This window comes from Sphingobium estronivorans (assembly GCF_008692605.1).
GTDB lineage: Bacteria > Pseudomonadota > Alphaproteobacteria > Sphingomonadales > Sphingomonadaceae > Sphingobium > Sphingobium estronivorans.
In genome coordinates this window covers 83,480-105,295 of sequence record NZ_LFCT01000019.1, presented here as the reverse complement: position 1 = coordinate 105,295, position 21,816 = coordinate 83,480, and the positions used below count along the sequence as shown (strand labels likewise).

Sequence of the window (21,816 nt, the reverse complement as noted above, 5' to 3'; positions counted from 1 at the left end):
TCTCCCGTCAGAAGCTCGTCTCGCTTGGCTATAGACCAAGCTCAACTTCGTGCGCCATTTCGCGCAAGGCAAGCTTGTTCACCTTGCCGGTCGGACCCAGCGGGATCTGGTCGACGAACAGGAACGCGTCAGGCATCCACCAGCTGGCGATTTTTCCCGTCAGGAAAGCGCGCAAATCATCTACGGACAGGTCCGACCCGGCCTGCTTTTCGACGAAAAGGACAGGCCGCTCGTCCCATTTGGGATGCGGCACGCCGATCGCGCCCGCGTTGACGACACCGGGACAGGTCAGAACGATATTCTCGATGTCGATGGAACTGATCCATTCGCCGCCGGACTTGATCACATCCTTCGCGCGGTCGGTGATCTGCATCGCGCCGAAACGGTCGATGGTGGCGATATCGCCGGTGTCGAAAAATCCGTCCTCGTCGAGAATGTCGCCGCCCCTGCCCTGGAAATAGGCGCCCGCGACCGCCATCCCCCGCACCAGCAGCCTGCCCTGGGTCTCTCCATCCCGCGGGAGTTCCGCACCGGCTTCGTCCACTATTTCCAGTTCGACGCCGAAGGGCGGCCTGCCCTGCTTGAGCAGATAGGCGATCCGGGCGTCGGGACCGGCATCCGCCAGCCCTGTCGGCAGACCGCCGATACTTCCGATCGGCGACGTCTCCGTCATGCCCCAGCCATGGACGACTTCGATGCCATAGTCGTCCTGGAAGGCACGGAGGATCGCTTCGGGCAAGGCCGATCCGCCGATCACGACCTTTTTCAGATAGGGCAGTTGCAGCTTGTGCTCACGCAGATACCGCAACAGGCCGAGCCAGATGGTCGGCACGGCGGCCGTCAATGTCACCCGCTCACTGTCGAGCAGTTCATAGACCGATTGCCCGTCGAGTTGCCCGCCGGGCATCACCATCTTCGCGCCGGCCGCCGGGCATGAGAAGGCAAGGCCCCAGGCGTTGGCGTGGAACATCGGCACGATCGGCATGACGACATCGTCGGGGCCGATGCCGAACACGCCCTTGCCCATCCCCATCATCGCGTGCAGAACATTCGAGCGATGCGAATAGAGCACACCCTTGGGATTGCCCGTCGTGCCCGACGTGTAGCAAAGGCCGCAGGCCGTGTTTTCATCGAACCCGCCCCATTCGACCCGGTCGTCCGCTGCGGCGATCCAGTCTTCATAGCATAGGGCGTCAAGGCTGTTGGCCGGCATTTCCGAAGGACCGGCGATAATCACATAATGTTCGAACGGCAGCCGATGGCGAAGCGGCTCGATCAACCCGACGAAACTCGTGTCGAGGATCAGCACCCGGCTCGCCGCGTCCTGGGAAATCCAGGCCAGTTGGTCGGGGTGCAATCGCGGATTGAGCGTGTGCAGGATCGCCCCTATGCCCATGGCGCCATACCAGCATTCCGTGTGCCGTTCGCTGTTCCACGCCAGCGTCGCGACGCGATCCCCCTCCCCTATGCCGAGCCGTTGGAGCGCGGCCGACAAGCGGCGCGACCGGGCATGAAGGGCTTCATAGGTCGTGCGATGGATCATGCCGTCGGTGCGGCGCGCGACGACTTCGCGGCTACCATGGACCCGGGCCGCGTGGGTGATGATCCGGTCGACCGTCAGCGGCCAGTCCTGCATTAATCCGCGCATGCTTTCCTTTCCTGGGGCGGCTGCCTCCCGGCGACGCGGAGCGCGTGCCGGGAGGCTTTTTAGCCCTGCATTTTGGTCGTCAGAAACGGACGGTGCCCGTAACCCCGTAGGTCCGCGGCTCGTTTGCGAGGATACGGTTCGCCGTACTGCCGGGGAAAACGCCATTGTTGAGGCCGAGCGCCCCGCCGAGCGGCTGATAGACCGCCAGCGGACGATAGTGGGTGTTGGTCAGATTGCTCCCGAAGACCGCGAGCGACCAGCGGTCGCTGGGACCGTTGAGGGTCAACCGCGCGCCCAGCAACGCATAGCCGTCGGCGATCGACTGCGGATTGGCGTCGTTGACGGTGCCGACATATTGGTCGGAGACGAAGGACACATTCGCGTTCGCCGCCCAGTTCAGCCCGCTCGAACCGATGTCGCCCTTCCAGTCGACCGCGACGTTGCCCGACCATTTGGGCGAGAAGCTGTTGGGCTTGCCCTTCAGGTCTTGCGTGCCGCCCACGCCGGGAAGGCCCGATGCGTTGGGGAAATTGGTGAATGCGGAGTCCAGATAGGCGATCGAGCTGGACACGGAGAAATTGCGCACCGGCGCCATCACCATGTCGAACTCGAAACCCTGCTGGCGCAAATTGCCGGCGTTGCGGACGACGAAGCTGACCCCGTCGAAAGCGCGATCCTGGAAGCCCGAAATATCCATGCGGTACAGCGTCAGATTGGCCGTCAGCGTGCGGTCGAGCCAGCTCGACTTGATGCCGACCTCATAATTCTTCACCGTTTCGCGATCGAAGACCCGCCGGGTCGAGATCAGGTTGCCGTTGGCGTCGAAAGTCGACAGCGCGGGCACGCCGCCGCCCGAATTATATCCGCCCGATTTATAGCCGGTCGAATGGTTGGCGAAGAGCATCACATCGTCGGCCGGCTTGTAATTCAGGCTGATGCGATAGGTGAAGCGGCTTTCCGACAGGCCGGGATAGGTCAGCACCTCAGGCGCGCGGATCGCCTGGGTGAAGGGGCTGGAGACCTGGGAATAGGTGCCGCGCTTGCGATCGTTCGTCCAGCGGCCGCCCAGGGTCAGCGACAGCGCGTCGGAGATGTAGATATTGCCCTGCGCATAGGCAGCGACGCTGCGAACCTTCTGGAACACATCCTGGTCGGTCGCGGCGGTCCCGCCGGTGCTGGCATAATAAGCGGCGCAGGCGGTGCGTCCCGGCCCGGCGGGGACAAGGACGTTGCAATATTGCGAGGCCAGATTGAGCTGCTCGCCGAGCGCGAACTTCTCTTCGAAATAATAGAGGCCCGCGACCATGTCCAAATGGCCGCCCAGCCACTTGCGTTCGGGCGAGATGAACTGCAACTCATGGTTCTGGCTGCCCGAATTGAACAGGCTGCGCCGCGTCGCGAGCGGGACCGGCAGGAAGATGATATCGCCGTCGAGCTGGTCGTTCGTCCATTTGCGATAGCTGTTGATCAGACGGAGCGTGGAGTCGCCGACGTCGAGCGACGCGGTGCTGGAAACCCCCCAATTCTTGTCGACCAGCCCCGAAGCGACCGACTGGTTCATCACCCGGTCGTTCAAATTGGTGTCGGGACCGCCGTTGAACGCAGCTTGCAGGAAAGCGAGACGCGCCGGGGCGACCGATGTCGGGTCGAAATCGAAATTGGCGACGCCGTCGCCGTCAAGCCGGGTGAAGTCGCCGCGCACGATCCATTCGAGATTGCCAAGGTCTGCCTTGATCGTCCCGCGCACCGCGACATCGTCCGACCCGCCATAGGTCTTGCCATCGAAGCGGTTCTTCCACGGACCGTCATACCATTGCCCCATCCCGGCGATGCGCGCGGACACATTTTCAGTGATCGGCAGATTGACATGGCCCGACAATTTGTAGCGGTCGAACGACCCGGCCTCGCCCGACACTTCGCCCGAAAACTCTTTCTGCGGCAGCGCGCTGCGGATCGACAGCGCGCCGACGCTCGCGTTGCGGCCGAACAGGGTGCCCTGCGGGCCGCGCAGCACTTCAACGCCGTCAATGTCGAGGAAAGCGCCCAGGATCGACCCGGAGCGCGGGACATAGACGCCGTCGACGAACACCGCGACGCTCGGTTCGATCAGCGTGTTGGCAAGGCTGCCGACGCCGCGGATGCCGATGCGCGTAGAGCCGGTGTTCGAGGAGCGAACGGTCTGGAAATTGGTCGCGACGCGGCCGAGGTCCATGACGGTCATGACATTCGCCGATTCCATCTTCTCGCCGCTCACAGCGGCGATCGAGATCGGCACATCCTGAATATTCTCAGCGCGCTTCTGGGCGGTGACGACGATTTCTTCAACGGTCGCGCCGGTGGCGGGCACCTGCTGCGCGGCGGCCGGCACGGTCGCAAGCGCAGTGGCCAGGGCAAGCGGCGTGCCTCGAAGACATGAATGAATCATAGACATTTTTCAGGTCCCTCCCATTGGTATTTTCAAGAATTCTAGAGCGGCTGCGCTCCTGCTTTTTCTCATTTCATGACAAGATTTTTGCAATGCGCGACATCAGGCGGCGATACTGAGCCACCCGAGCACCATCGCTACGAGTAACGCCGTCTCGCCGATCATCAGCGCCACGGGCTTCCAGCCGACCTGCACCAGATCGCCAAGCCGGGTCTTCATGCCGATCGCCGCGATGGCGGTGACGAGGCACCATCGTGACAGCAGGTTCCCCGCCTCCGCAACGGGAGCCGGCAATGTGATAAGGCTGTTGAGCGCGACGAGCGCGACAAAGGCGACCACGAACCAGGGCAAGACCGGCGGCCTCTCGGTCCCCTCCGCGCCCGCGGCGCGGCGGCTGATCTGCCCGGCGACGAGTATCACCGGCAGCAGCATGGCGACGCGCAGCAATTTGACGATCGTCGCGGTGTCGCCCGCATCGGTCGAGATGGCGTAGCCGGCGCCGACGACCTGCGCGACATCGTGGATCGTCGCGCCGATGAACACGCCTGCCGCATGATCGTCGAATCCCATCGCGCGCGCGATCAGCGGATAGAGCACCATCGCGGTGGTCGAAAGCGCGGACACGCCGATCACGGTGAACAGCGTCGCCTGCTCCTTCCTGGCGTTGGGGGGCAGCGCGGCGGACAGCGCCATGGCGGCCGATGCGCCGCAGATCGCAGTCGCGCCCCCTGACAGGAAACCGAACAGCGGGTTGAACCCCATCGCGCGCGCCGCGAGGGTCGATAGCAGGATCGTTGCCGCGACGAGCGTCACCACCATGACGACCGGCCCCCAGCCGAGCGCCGACACCTGATGCCATCCGATCCGCAGGCCGAGCAGCGCGACGCCGACCCGCAGCAGTCCCTTGGCGGCGAGGTCGATCCCCACCCGGCTGCGCGGCGCCTCGGTCACGAAATTGAGCGCCATGCCGAGCAGCAACGCATAAAGCATGACCGGCGCATCATAATGTTCGGACAGGAAGGTTGCGGTCGCCGCGACGACGAGCGCGACGGCGAGGCCCGGTGCCGGGGCAGCGGCGCGCGCAGCAAGTGACGGCATGATGCTGATCCCTAATATTGTGAAGCGACGGTATCGAGGTCCGCCCGATAGCTGCGGCGCGCAGCCAGAAAGATGCAGGCCGACGCGAGGGCGGCGAGCGGCAAGAGCCGCAGCGCGTCGAGCAGGCCGATCGCGTCGGCGATGCGCCCGGTCATGATCGGCCCCGGTGCGAGCCCGAGCAGATTATGCGCGAGCGTCAGGGTCGCGAAAGCCGACCCGTGAATGGCAGCGGGGGTGAGGTTCGCGACCATCGCTCCCGCCGGGCCGGTCGTCCCGGCGACCAGGAACATCGCGATGCCGAGCAGCACGAACTGGGGCATCCCCGGCGGCAGCATCAGCGCGACGCTCAGCGTCACCGCGCTTCCCAGGGCATAGCCGGACGCGAGCGATATCTTGCGGCAGGGATTGCCGCGCGCCGCGCGATCGGTCGCCATGCCGCACAGCACCATGCCACTGCCGCAGATGAGCAGGAACACCGCCGCCGTCGCCCCCGCCGCATCGACCGGCATCGCATAATAGCGGTTGAAATAGCTCGGCAGCCATGCGGGTAGCGCGCCTGCGGCAAACAGCTGGACGCCGCTGGCGCAATAAGCGAGCCGCACTGTGCGGTTGGCGAACAGGGCTTTGAACGATACACCTCTTCCCGCCGCAGCGACCTTGGCCACCACTGCCTTCTGCCCGGCGATCGCGGCAATCCGCTTTTCGCGGACGATCAACGGATAGGCCACCGCCAGGACGAGCCCGCCGATCCCGATTACGGCGAAGGCGGCGCGCCAGCCGTAACTCGCGGCCATCGCGCCACCGACTGCCACGCCGAGCACCTGGCCGAACAGCCCGCCCGCCATGAACGCGGCGGAAAGCGTGCTGCGCAGCCGTTGCGGGAAGACGCTGATGACCACGGCGATGCCGACGCTGCCATAGGCCGCTTCGCCGACGCCCACCATCACGCGACCAAGCAGCATCTGCGGATAGCTGGCGGCGGCGGCGCAGAAGAGGGTGGCTAAACTCCACAGCCCGGCCATGATCGCAAGGCTGCGCACCCGGCCCCAACGGTCGGCGGCAAGCGACAGCGGCAAGGTCAGCAAACCGACCATCAGCGCGACCACGCCCGACAGAAGCCCGAGTTGGGCGTCGCTGAGCGCCCATTCGACCTTCAGCAGCGGGAAGACAGCGTTCAGCACCTGCCGCGCCATGTAGTCGGAAATCAGCAACCCGAAACTCAGCGCGAAGACGATCCAGCCGTAGAATGTCGTGTCGCCCGGGCCGTCCTGCGCGAGTCCTTGACTGCTCGCTGGTGCCATCATTGCCATTGCCGCCTCGTTTGCATTATTTCGAAAGGGCGGATCGCCCGTCTCAGTCCGCTCGGCCGCCGGTCATCGTCAGTCCCCGCTCCCGCATCTCCTCGACCAGCATCGGCGCGCCCAGCGAAACCGAATGGAGGCCGAGGACCGCCACCGCCTCCAGCACGGCCATCACCTCCTCCGGCGTCGCGCCCTTGTCGAGCGCGGCGGCGATGTGGCGGCGCGTGCCCGGCGCATAAAGGTGCGTGCAGGCGGCATCCACCGCGATCGCCAGGAACTCATAGATTTTGGGATCGAGGATCCCCCGGCGCAACGGCAATGTGCCGACGGCCAGGAAATCCTCCATCCATTCGGGGTCGAGCGCAGCGGCTGCGTCCCACGCCTGGTTCCACTGGCCGCGTTCGCGCGCGGCGTCGCTGACCGGCGTCCGGCTCATGCCCCCGCCTCCGCGCCGGTCTGCACGGCAAGCCGTTGCAGTAGCCCATGCACGTCCGGCCATGGGCCGAAGCCTGCCGCCGGATTGAGGTGGCCGACCATACCCGCGTCGTGAAGCTCGGCGCCCCACGCGGCGGCGAGTTCCTCTACGCGGCCGAAGTCGGCGAGCGGATCGTTGCGGCTCGCCACGACGATCGAGGGAAAGGGCAACGCGCTGCGCGGCATCGGCAGCCAGCCGCCCTCCTGCAACGCGTCCACCGTCGGATAGCCCGCCGGCAGCGCCCTTTCGATGTCGGCCGGTGTCACGAGCAGCGCCGCGCGGATCGGCCGCGTGGGCGCAAGCGCCCAATGCGCCGCCGTGAGGCATCCCGCGCTGTGCGCGACGAGGATGACCTCGCCGGGACAGGCGTGGAGCGCGGCGTCGAGCGCCGCGACGCGGGCGGCGCGGCTCAGCCGGTCGGCCGTGAGCGGCTCCACCGTGACCGAGCCGGGGATGTCCCGCGCCGCGTGCGTCTGCCAATGGTCCTCGACATGGTCCCGGAGGCCGGGAACGAAGAGGATCGTCGGATCACCGGACCGCATCGCCCGCCCCTCAGGCCGCGTAGCGGATCGGCAGGGCGCGCTGGCCCGGCTGGCGATTGGGCGCCATGCCGTTCTTGGCGAGCGTTTCCTCGATCGAATTATACTGCACGCCGATCTTGTAGATTTCGCGCGCTTCCTTGCCCGTTGCAATTTCGCGACCCAGTTCCTTCGCGATCCGCACGATCTGCTCGATGCCCTGCACCGAGGTCATCTTGTTGCCGTGCTGATCATAGAGGGTGTCCTCGATGCCGCACCGGACATGCTGGCCCAGGCACATCGCCATGACATTGACCGGCAGCACATGGCGCATCAGCGTTTCGAGCGTGAGGGTCGACCCGTCGGGCACGCGACGGACGAATTCCATGAAGTTGTTGGGGTTCGGCCCGTCGAAGCCGCCGCCGATGCCCACCCAGGTCAGGTTGAGCGGCCCCTTATAATGGCCCCGGCGCACCAGCCGCTCGACCGTTTCGAGGTCGGGCATGCAGGTCAGCTGGAAATGCGGCTGGATGCCCGCCGCGGTCAGGTGACGGAGATGATCCTCGACCCATTGCGGGCCCGCGGGCACCACCATTTCGCGATAGGCATGGTAGAGCGCGGGGTTGGCGAGCGAGGTTTCGCCATAGTCCGCGTCGTCCATCAGATCCATGATGTTCATCTGGGTCGTGTTGACGGCGATCGTGACCTGATCGGGCGCGGGCTTCAATTCGGCGAGCATGTGACGGACCTCGTCCGACAGCCATTTCGCCTCGGCGCCATCCTCGTCATTTTCCGGCGCGAAGGAAATCGAGCCGCCGACCTGGATGATCATGTCGGGCACGCGCGCGCGCACGCCGGCGATCAGTTCGTTGAAGCGCGACATCTTCTTCGATCCCGAACCATCCTCCTCGCGGCAGTGGAGGTGCAGTACGGTCGCGCCTGCATTATAGCAGTCGACCGCCTTCTGGATCTGTTCCTCCATGGTCACCGGGATATCTTCCGGAAAATCGCTGGGATGCCATTCCGGGCCATAAGGCGCGACGGTGATGACAAGCTTTTCCTGCGTTTCGGGAAGCAGGCTGTCGTCAAGAAACTGCATCTTTTCTCTCCTTAAACGATGTCAAAAAGGCCGGTCGCCGATGATGCCCGCGCGCTCCATGCGGCGGATCGTCGGCGCATAGTCCATCACGGCATAATGCTGGGTCGAACGGTTATCCCAGATGGCGATGCTGTTGGGCTGCCAGCGCCAGCGCACCTGATATTCGGGTATCGCGGCGCGGCCGATCAGATAGGCGAGCAACTGCCCCGCGCCCGGCGCATAATCCTGGCCGTAGCGCACGTTCGCGGAGGTGTGGAAATTGGTGAAGTGGGTCGTGAAGCCGTTGACGAACAAGATCTTCTCGTCCGTTTCGGGATGGGTGCGGACGACCGGATGCTCGGCGTCGGGGAAGCGCGCCTTTAGCGCATGGCGCTGCTCCTCGCTCATGCGCGCACCGAAGCTCGCCTCGATCGAATGGCGGGCCTTGAGCGGCGCGATGATGTCCTTCACATGGTCGGGCAATTCGGCATAGGCCCGCGCCATGTTTGCCCACATGGTGTCGCCGCCGACCGGCGGGCAGGCGACGCACCGCAGCACCGCGCCCATGGGCGGTTCATCGCGCCAGGTCGCGTCGCAATGCCAGCTATTCTCGTAATAATCGGGCGGCGACGTCTCGTCCTTGTAGATCTGCACGAGGCCGGGATGGAGCGGATCGCTGCCGACCACCGGATGATCCTCCAGCTCGCCAAAACGGCGGGCGAAGGCCACATGGTCGGCGCGCGCAATGTCCTGGTCGCGCAAGAACAGGACCTTATGCTCCAGCAGCGCCGCGCGGATCTCATCGAACAGCGCATCGTCGCGCGCCGCGTCGGCGAGGCGGATGCCGCTGATTTCGGCGCCGATATGGGTGGTGAGCTTCTCGATCTTCATCGCCCCGTCCTCACAGCAGGAAAATGGAGGATCCGATCGTCCGGCCGGACTCAAGGTCGCGATGCGCCGTCACGCAGTCGTCCAGCGTGTAACGCTGACCGATCTCGACCTTGACCCGTCCGGCGGACAGATGGTCGAACCAGAGCTTCGACAGTTCGGCGCGTTCGACGGGGTCGGCATAATAGTCGGCGAACGCCGGGCGGGTGAAATAGACCGATCCCTGCCGCACCATCTGGAAGGCGTCGATGGGCGGAAACGGTCCCGAAGCGGTGCCGCAGCCGACAAGCACGCCGCGCCGCTTGAGCGATTTCAGCGAACCTTCGAACGTATCCTTGCCGACGCTGTCGAACACCGTCGTCACCCCTTCGCCATCGGTCAGTTCGCGGACGCGCTCGGCAACATCCTCGCGGCGGTAGAAGATGATCTCGTCGCAACCCATCGCGCGCGCCTTCTCGGCCTTTTCCTCGGTCGAGACGGTGCCGATGACGCGCAGCCCCATCAGCTTGGCAAGCTGCACGGCGAGCAGGCCCGCCCCGCCCGCCGCGGCGTGCAGCAGGATCGTGTCGCCGGCCTTCATCATCGGATTGGTCTTCGCGAGCCAATAGGTTGCCGACAGGCCACGCATCGTCGACGCCGCGGCGTCCTCGAACGAAATCGAATCCGGCAGCTTGAACAGCGAGGCCGCGGGCATGACACGTTCGCTGCTGTAGGCGCCGAGCGGGCTGCCATTATAGGCGACGCGGTCACCGGGCACGAAGGCCGAAACGCCCTCGCCGACGGCTTCGATCACCCCCGCCGCTTCGACGCCGATGCCAGCGGGAAGCGGGGCGGGATAATAGCCCGAACGAAAATAGGTGTCGGCGAAGTTGCAGCCGATCGCTTCATGACGAATACGGACTTCACCCGCACCCGGAACACCGACGGCAACCTCTTCCACCCGCAGAACTTCGGGTCCACCGGCTTCGTAAAATCGAACGGCCTTCGCCATCATCATCTCTCCTCTTTCATGAGTCCTAACAGGCGAGACGGTTGCAATTTTCCCATTTCACGACATAATTTTAACAATCAACGTCAAACTGGCGTGCTGAACTGGAGATGGAGATGGCGGAACTCGTTCGCGTGGCGGCCCTCACCGGCTATTTTCCGATCATGCGATCGCTGGGCGTCGACCCGCGCCCGCTGCTGCGCGCAACCGGCCTGTCGGCGGACCTGCTTTCGAATCCCGAACAGATGATTTCGGCACGCTCTGCCTTCTGCCTGCTCGAACGCAGCGCCGAGGCGACGGGGTGCCTGACGCTGGGCCTGCGCATGGCGGAGGAACGCTCGATCGCCAACCTCGGGGTCACGAGTCTCATCATAGCGCACCAGCCGACCCTCCGCCATGTGTTTCAGGCGCTTCGCGAATATCGCAACCGGATCAACTCGACCCTGGTTCTCCAGATGGAGCAGGTCGATGACGAGCTGGTGTTGCGTGAGGATTTCGCGCTCAGCACGCCCGAACCCAACCGGCAGTCGTCGGACCTGGCCCTGGGCGTGATCGCCCGCTTGTGCGCCAGCGTTCTGGGCGACGGCTGGGCGCCGCTCTCGATCTGCTTCGCGCACGCGGCACCACCGCCGGAGGAAATGGGGATTTTCAAACGCCTGTTCCGCTGTCGCCCTCAATTCGACTGCGAATTCAATGGCCTGGTCATCAGAACGGCCGATCTCGACCGGCCCAATCTGCGCGCCGACACCGACATGGCGCTTCACGCCCGTGGCCTGATCGAAACGGTCCTGACATCCGCGACTCGCACGACGGCGCAGGACGTCGAGCAACTGATCCTGCTTCTCCTGCCCTCCGGCCGCGCGACGATCGAGCATTGCGCCGCGTCGATGGGGCTGACGGTCCGAACGCTTCAGCGGATGCTGGACGCCGATGGCACGCGCTTCATCGACCTGTTGAACCGTGCCCGTATGCAATTGTCGGGGCAATATCTTGCCAATCCGCGCACACGGATCACCGATGTGGCGGAGATGCTGGGCTATTCCTCGATAGGCGCCTTCACCCGCTGGCATGTTCAAACCTTCGGCATATCCCCGCGCCAATGGCGCGCGCGGCATCTGACATAGCGCCCGGCGAAACGCGCGAGAGGCTTTGCCTGATCTACGAGACGTCACCAAGTCTGGGTGAGGCGTTTGTCAGCGCGAGCGCCGCCTCCGAGAAGCGGATCGGGGTGCGAATCCCCGGAATGCTTTGCCCATCGGCGCGGCGGTATGGGCGCACCATGTCCCGCGCCACGATCTGCGGATCCGCAAGGGCGTCGGCCACGCTGTTGATCGGACCGGCGGGCACGGCAAGGGCTTCGAGTTCCGCCAGCAAGGCGTCGCGCGTCCAGCGCCGCGTGGCAGCCGCGATCGCGCCGCTCACTTCATCGCGCGCCTCGACGCGGCCGCTGTTGGTGCGGAAGCGCGGATCGTCCGGCAGGTCGAGGAGCCGGGCGACACGCGCGAACTGCGCGTCGTTGCCCGTGGCAAGGATGAACCAGCCGTCGGCGGTCGGATACGTCTCATAGGGAACGATATTGGGATGGGCGTTGCCAAGCCGGACAGGGCTGGCGCCCGAAACCAGGTAATTCATGGCCTGATTGGCCAGCGTGCCGACCATCACGTCGAACAATGCCATGTCGATATGCTGACCCCGCCCTGTCGAGACACGCTGCATCAGCGCGGCCTGGATGCCGATGACCGCATACAAGCCCGTCATGATGTCGGCATAGGCGACCCCGATTTTCTGCGGCGGTCCCTGCGGATCGCCGGTCAGGTCCATGATGCCGCTCATGCCCTGCACGATGAAGTCGTAGCCTGCGCGCGCGGCATAGGGGCCATCCTGTCCAAAGCCGGTGATCGAGCAATAGACGAGGCGCGGGTTTATCCTGGTCAGGCTGGCATGATCGAGACCGTATTTCGCAAGGCCGCCAACCTTGAAATTCTCGATCAGCACATCGGCGTCGGCGACCAGCGCGCGTACCTGCTCCTGTCCCGCAGGCGTCGTGAAGTCGACGATCACGGAGCTTTTGCCGCGGTTGGCCGCATGGAAATAGGCCGCGTCCCTTGTCCCGTCGCCATTGTCGACGAACGGCGGCCCCCAGCGGCGCGTATCGTCGCCGGCGGGCGCTTCGACCTTGATCACCTCCGCGCCGAGGTCGGCGAGAAGCTGGCCCGCCCAGGGGCCGGCCAGAATCCGCGCCAACTCGACGACTTTGATGCCGGCCAGGGGCGATCCGGCCATCAGAACGCCGCGATGCCGGTGATCGCCCGACCAAGGATCAGGGCGTGGACGTCGTGCGCGCCTTCATAGGTGTTCACCGTTTCCAGGTTCATCATGTGCCGCATCACCGGATATTCGCCGGAAATGCCGTTGCCGCCATGCATGTCGCGCGCCGCGCGGGCGATATCGAGCGCCTTGCCGACATTGTCCCGCTTCACGATCGACACCATTTCAGGCGCGAAGCGGCCCTGATCCATCAACCGGCCGACCCGCAGCGACGCCTGAAGTCCCAATGCGATGTTGGTCATCATGTCGGCCAGCTTCTTCTGGTAGAGCTGGGTGGCCGCGAGCGGCCGCCCGAACTGCTTGCGATCGAGGCCATATTGCCGGGCGGCGTGGAAACAGGCTTCGGCCGCGCCGAGCGCCCCCCAGGAGATGCCGTAGCGCGCGCGGTTGAGGCAGCCGAACGGCCCCTTCAACCCCTCCACATCGGGCAGGAGCGCATTGTCGCCGACTTCCACGTCGTCGAGGTTGACCATGCCGGTGATCGACGCCCGCAACGACAGCTTGCCCTCGATCTTGGGGGCCGAGAGGCCCTTCATCCCCTTTTCAAGGACGAACCCCCGAATCGCGCCACCATGCGCGTCGGACTTGGCCCAGATGACGAACACATCCGCGATCGGCGCGTTCGAAATCCAGGTCTTGTTGCCGTTCAGCCGGTAGCCGCCGTCGATCTTCGTCGCGCGCGTGCGCATGCCGCCGGGATCCGATCCGGCATCGGGTTCGGTCAACCCGAAGCAGCCGATCCACTCCCCGCTTGCCAGCCGGGGCAGATATTTTTTGCGCTGTTCTTCCGAACCATAGGCCAAGATCGGATACATGACGAGGCTGGATTGAACCGACATCATCGACCGATAACCGGAATCGACCCGCTCTATTTCACGCGCGATCAGGCCATAGGCGACATAGCTCGCGCCGACGCCGCCATAGATTTCCGGCACCGTGGGACCAAGCAGGCCGAGCGCGCCCATCTCCCGAAAAATGTCGGGATCGGTCAATTCATCGGCGAACGCCGCCTGCACGCGGGGCTGGAGCTTTTCCTGCGCATAGGCGCGGGCGCTGTCGCGGACCATGCGCTCCTCGTCCGAAAACTGGTCCTCCATCTGAAAAGGATCGTCCCACGCAAAACTGCCCATGCCAGCCATCGCCATTCCCATTCTTCCGTCTCAATTGCCGGTATCCTGTCGAGGCTTCATGATCGGATCAAACAATGTTATCGGTTCTTTTGATCTTTATAGGCGATCAAAATATGGCACTGGATAGCAAGCATCTGCGGTCGCTGATCGTTCTGGGCGAAGAATTGCATTTCGGTCGGGCGGCCGAACGGCTCGATATCGCGCAGTCGGTGCTGAGCGCGCAGGTGAAGCGGATAGAGGATGTGATCGGCGGCCGCCTGCTGGATCGCGGCCGCCGCGCGACCGTTCGCCTGACGCCCGCCGGTCTCATCTTCCTCCGCGAGGCGAGAGCGGTGGTCGCGGGGCTGGACCGCGCGGAAAGGATCGGCCGCCTTGCGACCCAGGCCGCCGCCGGGCACGCCAGTTTGGGCTATGTGTTTTCGGCGGCCATGAGCGGCGTGCTGACGCGGACGCTTGCCGCCGTGCGGGAACGCCTTCCCGAGATCGAACTGCACGCAGCGCCGATCGAAACGCCCGAGCAGATCGCCGCGATCGCGGATGCGCGGCTGGACGTCGGCTTCATTCGCCCGCGCGACAGCTATCCGCCCGACATCCGCGCGCAGATCGTGCACAGCGAGCCGCTGCTGCTGGCGATCGGAATGAACCACCCTCTCGCCGACCGCCACGTCATCGGGACGGACGCGCTGGAAGAGGAAATCTTCATCGTCCCGCAAGTCGGCGGCGGCGCTGCATTGTCGACGGCCATAACCGATCTTGCGCGCGCGGGCGGCTACAACCGGCCCGCCTGCATCGACACGGGCGATTTCGTGACCGCCGTGAGCATGGCGGCAAGCGGCCATGGCGTGGTGCTGGCGCCCCGTTCGCTCGCCAATCTTGGCATCGCCGGGATCTGCTATCGCGAAATTGACGACTTTGCGGGCAGTGTCGATCTCGCGCTGGCCTATCGGGGCGCGCCCTCGCCCATCGTCGAGACCATTCTCGACGCCCTGGGCAAAGGGCCTTGAACGAGCTGGCCGTGAAGACCGCTCAGACTGTAATGGCGCTGCCGTCGATCAATGCGAGGAGCGCGTCGCCGGTCTTGTTGCGATAGCGTTCCTTGTGGCGCAGCCCGTAAAAGGGCCGCGGTTCCAGCGCAAAGTCGGCGCGGCGCAGGCGCCCCGCGCGCAACAACGGCTCGACGACCAGAGTCGAAATCACGGTATAACCCGCGCCCGCATTGACCGCCGAGCGGACCGCCTCGTTCGATGGCAAGGTGAGGATCACGTCCAGATCGGCGAGCGTCAGGCCAAGCGGGGCGAGCGCCGCCTCGAACGTGGAGCGGGTGCCGGACCCTTCCTCGCGCAGCACCCAGGGCACCGAGCGCAGCCATTCGCTGTCTATGGCGCCGGTCACGGCTTGGGAGCCGACCAGCGCCAGGTCGTCATGACCGACCGTCCAGCGGGCCAGCGCGGGATCGTCGATCAGGCCTTCGATGAAGCCCAGTTCTGCACGCCCATCGCGCACCTGATCCGCCGCCTGCTCGCTGTTGCTGATGGACAATGTCACGGCGATTCCGGGATAGCGTCGGCGAAATTGTGCGAGAAGCGGGGGCAGCCAATAACCGGCGATCGTCTGGCTCGCGACGAGCGTCAGCGTGCCGCGCTCCAGTGTCCCGAATTCGGCAAGCACGCGTTCGGCGCTGGCCGCGCGGCCGAGCACCGCACGCGCCTCGATAAGGAATGCGCGGCCAGCGTCGGTCAACTCGATCCGCCGCCCGATCCGATGGAACAGCGGCACATTATGCCGTTCCTCCAGTGTTCGGATCGCCGCACTCGCCGCCGATTGAGTGATATGCAACGATTCCGCAGCACGCGTCATATGTTCAAGCTCGGCGACGCCGACGAAGATGCGGAGTTGTTCGAGCGTCATACGATCGGCTTTGGCGCGGCCGCCATAGGCATGTTGCAGCTATCGTCCATCTTTTCGACCTCCTGGCATCACCTTCGACCGAAAGCGGCGGCGGGTAAAGCGCCATCGATGTGGACCGACGCCAGCGCTAAAATCTTCCCGACATGGCGGGGTCGTGGGTGATCGGCGACCGTCGGCAAGTCCAACCAAATATAATGGTCATTCCAACAATCCAAATCGATCGATCGCGCGGCACAATCAACAAGTTCAAGTGATCGAAACAAGCATGAACTTGCGTTGGAGCTGATCGACCAAGCGACCGATATGGGAGGAAACAGCGGCGAACGATATTTGCCGACATCCAAAGGAAGCCGTAAATGGCCACGATTGCCCCGCCATCCAGCGCCTCTCATCGCATGACCGGCGCGCCCTCGATCAAACGGATATTGCCTGGGCTGACGCTTTGCATCGGCGTCACGGGCGCCGCCTTCGCGCTGGCGCACATCGAGCAATGGCTGGTCGGAGAGGTCTGGCTGGAAGCACTGGTGCTGGCGATCCTGCTCGGCACCGCGATCCGCACCGCCTGGACGCCGCATCAACGCTGGCTTCCCGGGATCGATTTCAGCGCGAAGATGCTGCTCGAAACCGCCGTGGTTCTGTTGGGCGCGTCGGTCAGCGCCGCGACGATCATCGCCGCCGGTCCATTGCTGATCCTCGGCATTGCCGTGGTCGTGATCCTTGCGATCGGCGCGAGCTTTGCGATCGGGCGATCGCTTGGCCTGCCCAAGCGGATGGCGATGCTGATCGCGTGCGGCAATTCGATCTGCGGCAACTCGGCGATCGCGGCGGTCGCGCCGGTGATCGACGCCGATGGCGACGATGTGGCCGCAGCGATTGCGTTCACCGCCGTGCTTGGCGTCGGGGTCGTATTGGGCCTGCCGCTGCTCGGCATCGGCCTGCATCTGAGCGGCTTGCAATATGGCGCGCTTGCCGGGCTCACCGTCTATGCGGTGCCGCAGGTCATCGCCGCCGCCGCGCCGATGGGCGCGACCGCGATCCAGATCGGTACGCTGGTCAAGCTGGTTCGCGTGCTGATGCTTGGCCCGGTGTGCCTGACGCTTTCTGTCCTCGCCCCGCGTCTTCAGGACAGGGGTCAGGGCGCCGTTGCCGGGGATCATCCGGAATCGCGGCGCCCCGCCCTCCATCAACTGGTGCCGTGGTTCATTCTTGGCTTCCTCGCGATGGCCGGCGCGCGCTCGCTGGGGTTGATCCCGCACGCCGCGCTTGCACCTTTGGCCAGCGCCGCGACCCTGCTGACCGTGGTTTCGATGGCCGCGCTGGGCCTGGGCGTCGATGTTCGCACCGTCGCCAAGGCCGGGGGGCGCGTGACGGCGGTGGTCGTCCTGTCGCTGCTGGTGTTGGGCGCGATAAGCCTGTCGCTGATCGCGGCGCTGCATCTGGGCTGATCGCGCCACCCACCTCTCTCTTTATATTTTTCGCATTATATGGGAATGATTTTTACGGCGCATCCGGAGCGCGCGGCGGGAGAGAAATATGACGGAGTTCGTCCGCACAGCATCCCTGACCGGATATGATTCCGCGATGCGATCGCTGGGGGTCGATCCAGGCCCGTTGCTGCGCGAAGCGGGGCTTTCGGCCGAACTGCTGGCGCACCCGGAACAGCCGATTTCCACGCGCGCGCTGCGCCACCTGCTCGAACAGAGCGCGGACCTCACGGGCTGCATCACGCTGGGCTTGCGCATGGCGGAGGAACGGGCGATCTCCGACCTTGGCGTGGCCAGCCTCGTCATCGCGCATCAGCCGACATTGGGAGACGTCCTCAACGCGCTCCAAGAGTCGATCGGCCGGATCAATTCGAATCTCGTTCTACAGATGCGCCGGATCGGGCAAGAGGTCGTGCTGCGCCAGGAATTTTCCTTGAACGGGCCGGAACCGACGCGACAATCGACCGACCTTGGCCTTGGCGTGCTGGCACGGCTGTGCTTCAGCATCGTCGGCGACGGCTGGTCGCCTCTTTCCGTATGCTTTTCGCACGAAGCGCCGCCCGCGCCGCAAATGCCGATTGTCGGCCGCCTGTTTCGCTGCGATCCGCAGTTCGACTGTGAATTCAATGGCCTGATAATAGCTGCCCGCGATCTGGACCGGCCCAATCTACGGGCTGACCAGGCGCTGGCCCGCCACGCGCACGGCCTCATGGAAATCGCGTTGCCGCACCAGCGCACGATCGCGCAGGATGTCGAACAGATGATCCTGTTGTCCCTTTCGTCCGGGCGGGCGACGGTCCAGCGATGCGCCGCGTCGATGGGACTCGCCGTGCGCACGCTGCAACGGATGCTCGATGTCGAGGGCACGAGCTTCAGCGACCTGCTGCACCGCACCCGCATGCGCTTTTCGATGCAATATCTCATCAATCCGCGGATGCGCGTGACCGAAGTCGCCGACCTGCTGGGCTATGCCTCGACCGGTGCCTTTACCCGCTGGCACGCGCAGACATTCGGCATGTCGCCACAACAGTGGCGGGCGCAGCATATCGGGAAGCCCGGTGACGCCCAACGCTCGACGGCCCCGCCCAGTGGGAACGCGTCCGGGGCGCGATAGCCCGATTTCACGGCATTTTTGCGCAGGACAATCCGCCTCCCTTTCATGGGGTGCGGGGTCTTCAGCCGTGGCCGCCCATCCGCCATTGGCGCGAAATGGGGAAAGAATGGCACGAAATGTGAAATAGCGGACCACCGTTCCGGCTACACCGGGCGATGAAGGCGGAAAAGCCGCCGACGTGCCCTGGCCGCCGCGCCAGCGTCAAGGAGAGTGGTCTATGCAGGTCGAACAGTTGAGCGCGGTCATCGGCGCCGAACTGACGGGCGTGAACCTGGGCGATGCGTCCCGCGACGCCGACTTGTTTGCCGAAATCAAGGACCTGTTGCTGAAGCATCGGGTGTTGTTCCTGCGCGATCAGGATATCACGCGCGCCGAGCATGTCGCCTTTGCGCGGCGTTTCGGCGAGCTGGAGGATCATCCCGTCGCCGGCAGCGATCCCGAAAACCCAGGACTGGTCCAGATCTACCGCAGCGACAAGCGGGAGAATTACGAGAATAATTATCACACCGACGGGCTGTGGCGCAGAAACCCGACGATGGGCAGCGTGCTGCGATGCATCGAATGCCCCCCGCTGGGCGGCGACACCATCTGGGTCAATATGGTCGAAGCCTATCGGAACCTGCCTGACGACATCAAGCGCCGCATCGAGGGCCTGCGCGCCAAGCACAGCATCGAACATTCGTTCGGCGCGGCCATGGCCCCGGAGGCGCGCGCGGCGCTCGCGGCGGAGAATCCCCCGGTCGAGCATCCCGTCGTCCGCACCCATCCCGAGACGGGCGAGAAGGTGCTCTATGTGTGCAGCTTCACCACCCATTTCGCGAATTTCCACACCCCCGACAATGTCCGCTTCGGTCTGGACAAGACGCCGGGCGCCAGCAACCTGCTGAACTATCTGATCAGCCAGGCGTCGATCCCCGAATATCAGGTGCGCTTCCGGTGGAAGCCGGGCAGCGTGGCGATCTGGGATAATCGCAGCACGCAGCATTATGCGGTGATGGATTATTGGCCCGCCCCGCGAAAGATGGAGCGCGCCGCGATCATCGGCGACGTGCCGTACTGAGCGTCAGGTCCGTCCCTGTCAAAATCCGACTTTTCGGAGATCCAACATGAACTTTCTCGACGGGCATCTCTTCCCGGAAAACCAGCAGCCCCTGATCATCACCGCCGCGCCCTACGCGCCCGGCTGGCAACCCTCCGACTTTCCCGAGGATATTCCGGTGACGATGGAGGCGCAGATCCAGAAGGCGGTGGACTGCTACAATGCGGGCGCCACCGTGCTCCATCTGCATGTGCGCGAGCTGGACGGCAAGGGCAGCAAGCGGCTGTCGATGTTCAACGAACTGATCGCGGGCGTCCGCAACGCCGTGCCCGACATGATCATCCAGGTCGGCGGCTCAATCTCCTTCTCGCCGGAGGATGAAGGTCAGGCGGCGAAATGGCTGTCCGACGACACCCGGCATATGCTCGCCGATCTGGAACCGATCCCGGATCAGGTGACGGTGACCGTCAACACTTCGCAGATGAACGTGACCGACCATGCGGAGGACGCCGACTTCGTGGGCACCTCGCGCGAGACCATGGCGCTGTTCAACAGCTACAAGGACATGACTGTCCCGGCGTCGCCGATGTGGGTGGAAGAGCATGTCCGGCGGCTCAGCGCCAAGGGCATCCAGAGCGCGTTCCAATGCTATAATGTCAACAGCTTCGAATCGGTCGAGCGGCTGATGCGCCGCGGCTTCTACAAGGGGCCGCTGTTCATGAACTGGGTGGCGATCGGCGGCGGCATGGACACGCCCAGCGTCTACAGCCTCGCCAATTTCATGCGCGGCGTGCCCGACTGCGCGATTGTCACGGTCGAAAGCAATGTGCGCAACGTGCTGCCGGTCAACATGATGGGCATCGCCATGGGACTGCATGTGCGGTGCGGCACCGAAGACGTGCTCTGGAACCAGCGGCGCACCGCCAAGCAGAGCAGCGTCGCGCAGATCGAGCAACTCGTCCGCTTCTCCGAAGACTTCGGCCGCGACATCGCCACCGCGCAGCAAGCGCGCGAAATCTCGAAGATCGGCGTCTTCTACGACAGCGTGGAGGAGACGCTGGCCGCCGCCGGCTTCGCCCCCAACCGCAACGGCGCGACCCAAGGCTTCCTGCACAAGACGCAGTAAGCCGTTCCGGAAAACGGGGCGAGAGCGACGGCTATTCCCGTCTCATGAGCAAATGGAAAGACAATGGCAATCGACGGCGAATCCTTTGACCTGCTTCTGGACACTGTCCGCCGGTTCGTGCGCGAACGCCTCGTGCCGGCCGAGGATCTGGTCGAGGACCAGGATGACGTACCCGCCGACATCGTCGCGGAGATGATGGAGATGGGCCTGTTCGGTCTGACCATCCCCGAAAATTACGGCGGCATCGGCCTGTCGATGAGCCAGGAGTGCCGTGTCGCCTATGAGATGGGGCAGACCGCTCTCGCCTTCCGATCAGTGTTCGGCACCAATGTCGGCATCGGGTCGCAGGGCATTCTGATGGACGGGACCGAGGCGCAGAAGCGCCATTGGTTGCCACGCGTGGCGAGCGGCGAGCTGATCATGTCGTTCGCGCTGACCGAACCCGACGCGGGTTCGGATTCGGCGGCGATCAAGACGCGCGGCGATCGCGTCGCGGGCGATCGCTATGTCCTCAACGGCAGCAAGCGTTTCATCACGAACGCCCCCCGCGCCGGAGCCTTCACGCTGATGGCGCGCACCGATGGCCCCGGCGCCGATGGCATATCGGCGTTCATCGTGCCCGCCGACGCCCCCGGGCTTTCGCTCGGCAAGCCCGACCGGAAGATGGGGCAGCGCGGCACCAAGACCTGCGACGTGATCCTCGACAATGTGGAGGTCCCGGCCGACAATATCATCGGCGGGGAACCGGGCCGGGGTTTCAGAACCGCGATGAAGGTGCTCGACCGCGGCCGCTTGCACATTGCGGCGGTGGCCTGCGGGATGGCGCAGCGCATCCTGAACGAAGCGCTCGCCTATGCGCGCGAACGCAAGCAGTTCGGCAAGCGGATCGGCGACTTCCAGCTCGTCCAGGCGATGCTCGCCGACAGCCAGGCGGAGCTCTATGCCGGCTGGAGCATGGTGCAGGATTGCGCGCAGCGATATGATGCCAAGCCCTCCCCCGCGACCAGCGACCCGGACGTCAGCATGCGCGCATCGTGCTGCAAGCTGTTCTGCACCGAGATGGTCGGCCGCGTCGCCGATCGGGGCGTGCAGGTTCATGGCGGCTCGGGCTATATCAACGACTATCCGGTCGAACGCTTCTATCGCGACGTGCGCCTGCTGCGCCTGTACGAGGGCACCTCGCAGATCCAGCAATTGATCATCGGTCGCGAGCTTATGAGGCAGCACCAGGCATGACGACTTTTCACTGGGACGATCCCCTGCAACTC

At 64.7% G+C, this 21,816-nt stretch carries 19 protein-coding genes; 7 read left to right on the top strand and 12 right to left on the bottom strand.

Features of this window, described 5'->3' with window-relative positions; genetic code table 11:
- Nucleotides 1-28: 28 nt before the first annotated feature.
- The 9 genes from F7P65_RS14275 to F7P65_RS14235 form a co-directional block, all read right to left on the bottom strand.
- Nucleotides 29-1,648 (bottom strand): long-chain-fatty-acid--CoA ligase, encoded by a 1,620-nt coding sequence (locus tag F7P65_RS14275; protein ID WP_150292842.1) that lies wholly within the window; start codon nt 1,646-1,648, stop codon nt 29-31.
- 79 nt (nt 1,649-1,727) lie between these two features.
- Nucleotides 1,728-4,079, bottom strand: a complete 2,352-nt coding sequence (locus F7P65_RS14270) for a TonB-dependent receptor (RefSeq protein WP_150292840.1) — start codon at nt 4,077-4,079, stop codon at nt 1,728-1,730.
- A 96-nt stretch (nt 4,080-4,175) separates the two neighbouring features.
- On the bottom strand, nt 4,176-5,171 hold the full coding sequence (locus F7P65_RS14265; protein ID WP_150292838.1) for a YeiH family protein: 996 nt from the start codon (nt 5,169-5,171) through the stop codon (nt 4,176-4,178).
- Nucleotides 5,172-5,182: 11 nt separating this feature from the next.
- Nucleotides 5,183-6,475, bottom strand: coding sequence for an MFS transporter (locus tag F7P65_RS14260; RefSeq protein WP_150292836.1), 1,293 nt, complete (start codon nt 6,473-6,475; stop codon nt 5,183-5,185).
- Between the two features lie 49 nt (nt 6,476-6,524).
- Complete coding sequence (locus tag F7P65_RS14255) at nt 6,525-6,908, bottom strand: carboxymuconolactone decarboxylase family protein (protein WP_150292834.1); 384 nt, start codon at nt 6,906-6,908, stop codon at nt 6,525-6,527.
- Nucleotides 6,905-7,489, bottom strand: coding sequence for an RBBP9/YdeN family alpha/beta hydrolase (locus tag F7P65_RS14250; RefSeq protein ID WP_150292831.1), 585 nt, complete (start codon nt 7,487-7,489; stop codon nt 6,905-6,907). The genes F7P65_RS14255 and F7P65_RS14250 overlap by 4 nt, the downstream gene beginning before the upstream one ends.
- 10 nt (nt 7,490-7,499) lie before the next feature.
- Nucleotides 7,500-8,564, bottom strand: coding sequence for a beta-keto acid cleavage family enzyme (locus tag F7P65_RS14245; protein WP_150292829.1), 1,065 nt, complete (start codon nt 8,562-8,564; stop codon nt 7,500-7,502).
- 21 nt (nt 8,565-8,585) lie between these two features.
- A complete protein-coding gene (locus F7P65_RS14240) occupies nt 8,586-9,434 on the bottom strand; it encodes a TauD/TfdA dioxygenase family protein (protein WP_150292827.1) in 849 nt (282 codons plus the stop codon).
- A 10-nt stretch (nt 9,435-9,444) separates the two neighbouring features.
- Complete coding sequence (locus tag F7P65_RS14235) at nt 9,445-10,428, bottom strand: quinone oxidoreductase family protein (protein ID WP_240334305.1); 984 nt, start codon at nt 10,426-10,428, stop codon at nt 9,445-9,447.
- 107 nt (nt 10,429-10,535) lie between these two features.
- Here F7P65_RS14235 and F7P65_RS14230 point away from each other — a divergent pair, with 107 nt between their 5' ends.
- Entirely contained in the window at nt 10,536-11,543 is a 1,008-nt protein-coding gene (locus F7P65_RS14230; RefSeq protein WP_162854632.1) for an AraC family transcriptional regulator, read from the top strand.
- A 34-nt stretch (nt 11,544-11,577) separates the two neighbouring features.
- Here the strand turns inward: F7P65_RS14230 and F7P65_RS14225 are convergent, their stop codons facing one another.
- Both F7P65_RS14225 and F7P65_RS14220 read right to left on the bottom strand, forming a co-directional pair.
- Nucleotides 11,578-12,702 (bottom strand): CaiB/BaiF CoA transferase family protein, encoded by a 1,125-nt coding sequence (locus F7P65_RS14225; RefSeq protein ID WP_150292821.1) that lies wholly within the window; start codon nt 12,700-12,702, stop codon nt 11,578-11,580.
- On the bottom strand, nt 12,702-13,886 hold the full coding sequence (locus tag F7P65_RS14220; protein ID WP_150292882.1) for an acyl-CoA dehydrogenase: 1,185 nt from the start codon (nt 13,884-13,886) through the stop codon (nt 12,702-12,704). The genes F7P65_RS14225 and F7P65_RS14220 overlap by 1 nt, the downstream gene beginning before the upstream one ends.
- 104 nt (nt 13,887-13,990) lie before the next feature.
- Here F7P65_RS14220 and F7P65_RS14215 point away from each other — a divergent pair, with 104 nt between their 5' ends.
- On the top strand, nt 13,991-14,881 hold the full coding sequence (locus F7P65_RS14215) for a LysR substrate-binding domain-containing protein (protein WP_162854631.1): 891 nt from the start codon (nt 13,991-13,993) through the stop codon (nt 14,879-14,881).
- 22 nt (nt 14,882-14,903) lie between these two features.
- On the opposite strand, the gene F7P65_RS14210 is transcribed toward F7P65_RS14215, so the two are convergent.
- Nucleotides 14,904-15,785: a LysR substrate-binding domain-containing protein gene (locus F7P65_RS14210; protein WP_150292817.1), complete on the bottom strand. Its 882-nt coding sequence runs from the start codon at nt 15,783-15,785 to the stop codon at nt 14,904-14,906.
- A 356-nt stretch (nt 15,786-16,141) separates the two neighbouring features.
- Here F7P65_RS14210 and F7P65_RS14205 point away from each other — a divergent pair, with 356 nt between their 5' ends.
- The 5 genes from F7P65_RS14205 (at nt 16,142) to F7P65_RS14185 (ending at nt 21,784) form a co-directional block, all read left to right on the top strand.
- A complete protein-coding gene (locus tag F7P65_RS14205; protein WP_150292815.1) occupies nt 16,142-17,230 on the top strand; it encodes a YeiH family protein in 1,089 nt (362 codons plus the stop codon).
- A gap of 88 nt (nt 17,231-17,318) precedes the next feature.
- The gene (locus F7P65_RS14200; protein WP_150292813.1) at nt 17,319-18,383 is read left to right on the top strand and encodes an AraC family transcriptional regulator; all 1,065 of its coding nucleotides are present in this window, start codon (nt 17,319-17,321) and stop codon (nt 18,381-18,383) included.
- Nucleotides 18,384-18,600: 217 nt separating this feature from the next.
- Nucleotides 18,601-19,443, top strand: a complete 843-nt coding sequence (locus tag F7P65_RS14195; RefSeq protein ID WP_150292811.1) for a TauD/TfdA dioxygenase family protein — start codon at nt 18,601-18,603, stop codon at nt 19,441-19,443.
- A 46-nt stretch (nt 19,444-19,489) separates the two neighbouring features.
- The gene (locus F7P65_RS14190) at nt 19,490-20,548 is read left to right on the top strand and encodes a beta-keto acid cleavage family enzyme (RefSeq protein ID WP_150292809.1); all 1,059 of its coding nucleotides are present in this window, start codon (nt 19,490-19,492) and stop codon (nt 20,546-20,548) included.
- A gap of 63 nt (nt 20,549-20,611) precedes the next feature.
- Nucleotides 20,612-21,784: an acyl-CoA dehydrogenase family protein gene (locus tag F7P65_RS14185; RefSeq protein ID WP_150292807.1), complete on the top strand. Its 1,173-nt coding sequence runs from the start codon at nt 20,612-20,614 to the stop codon at nt 21,782-21,784.
- Nucleotides 21,785-21,816 lie beyond the last annotated feature (32 nt).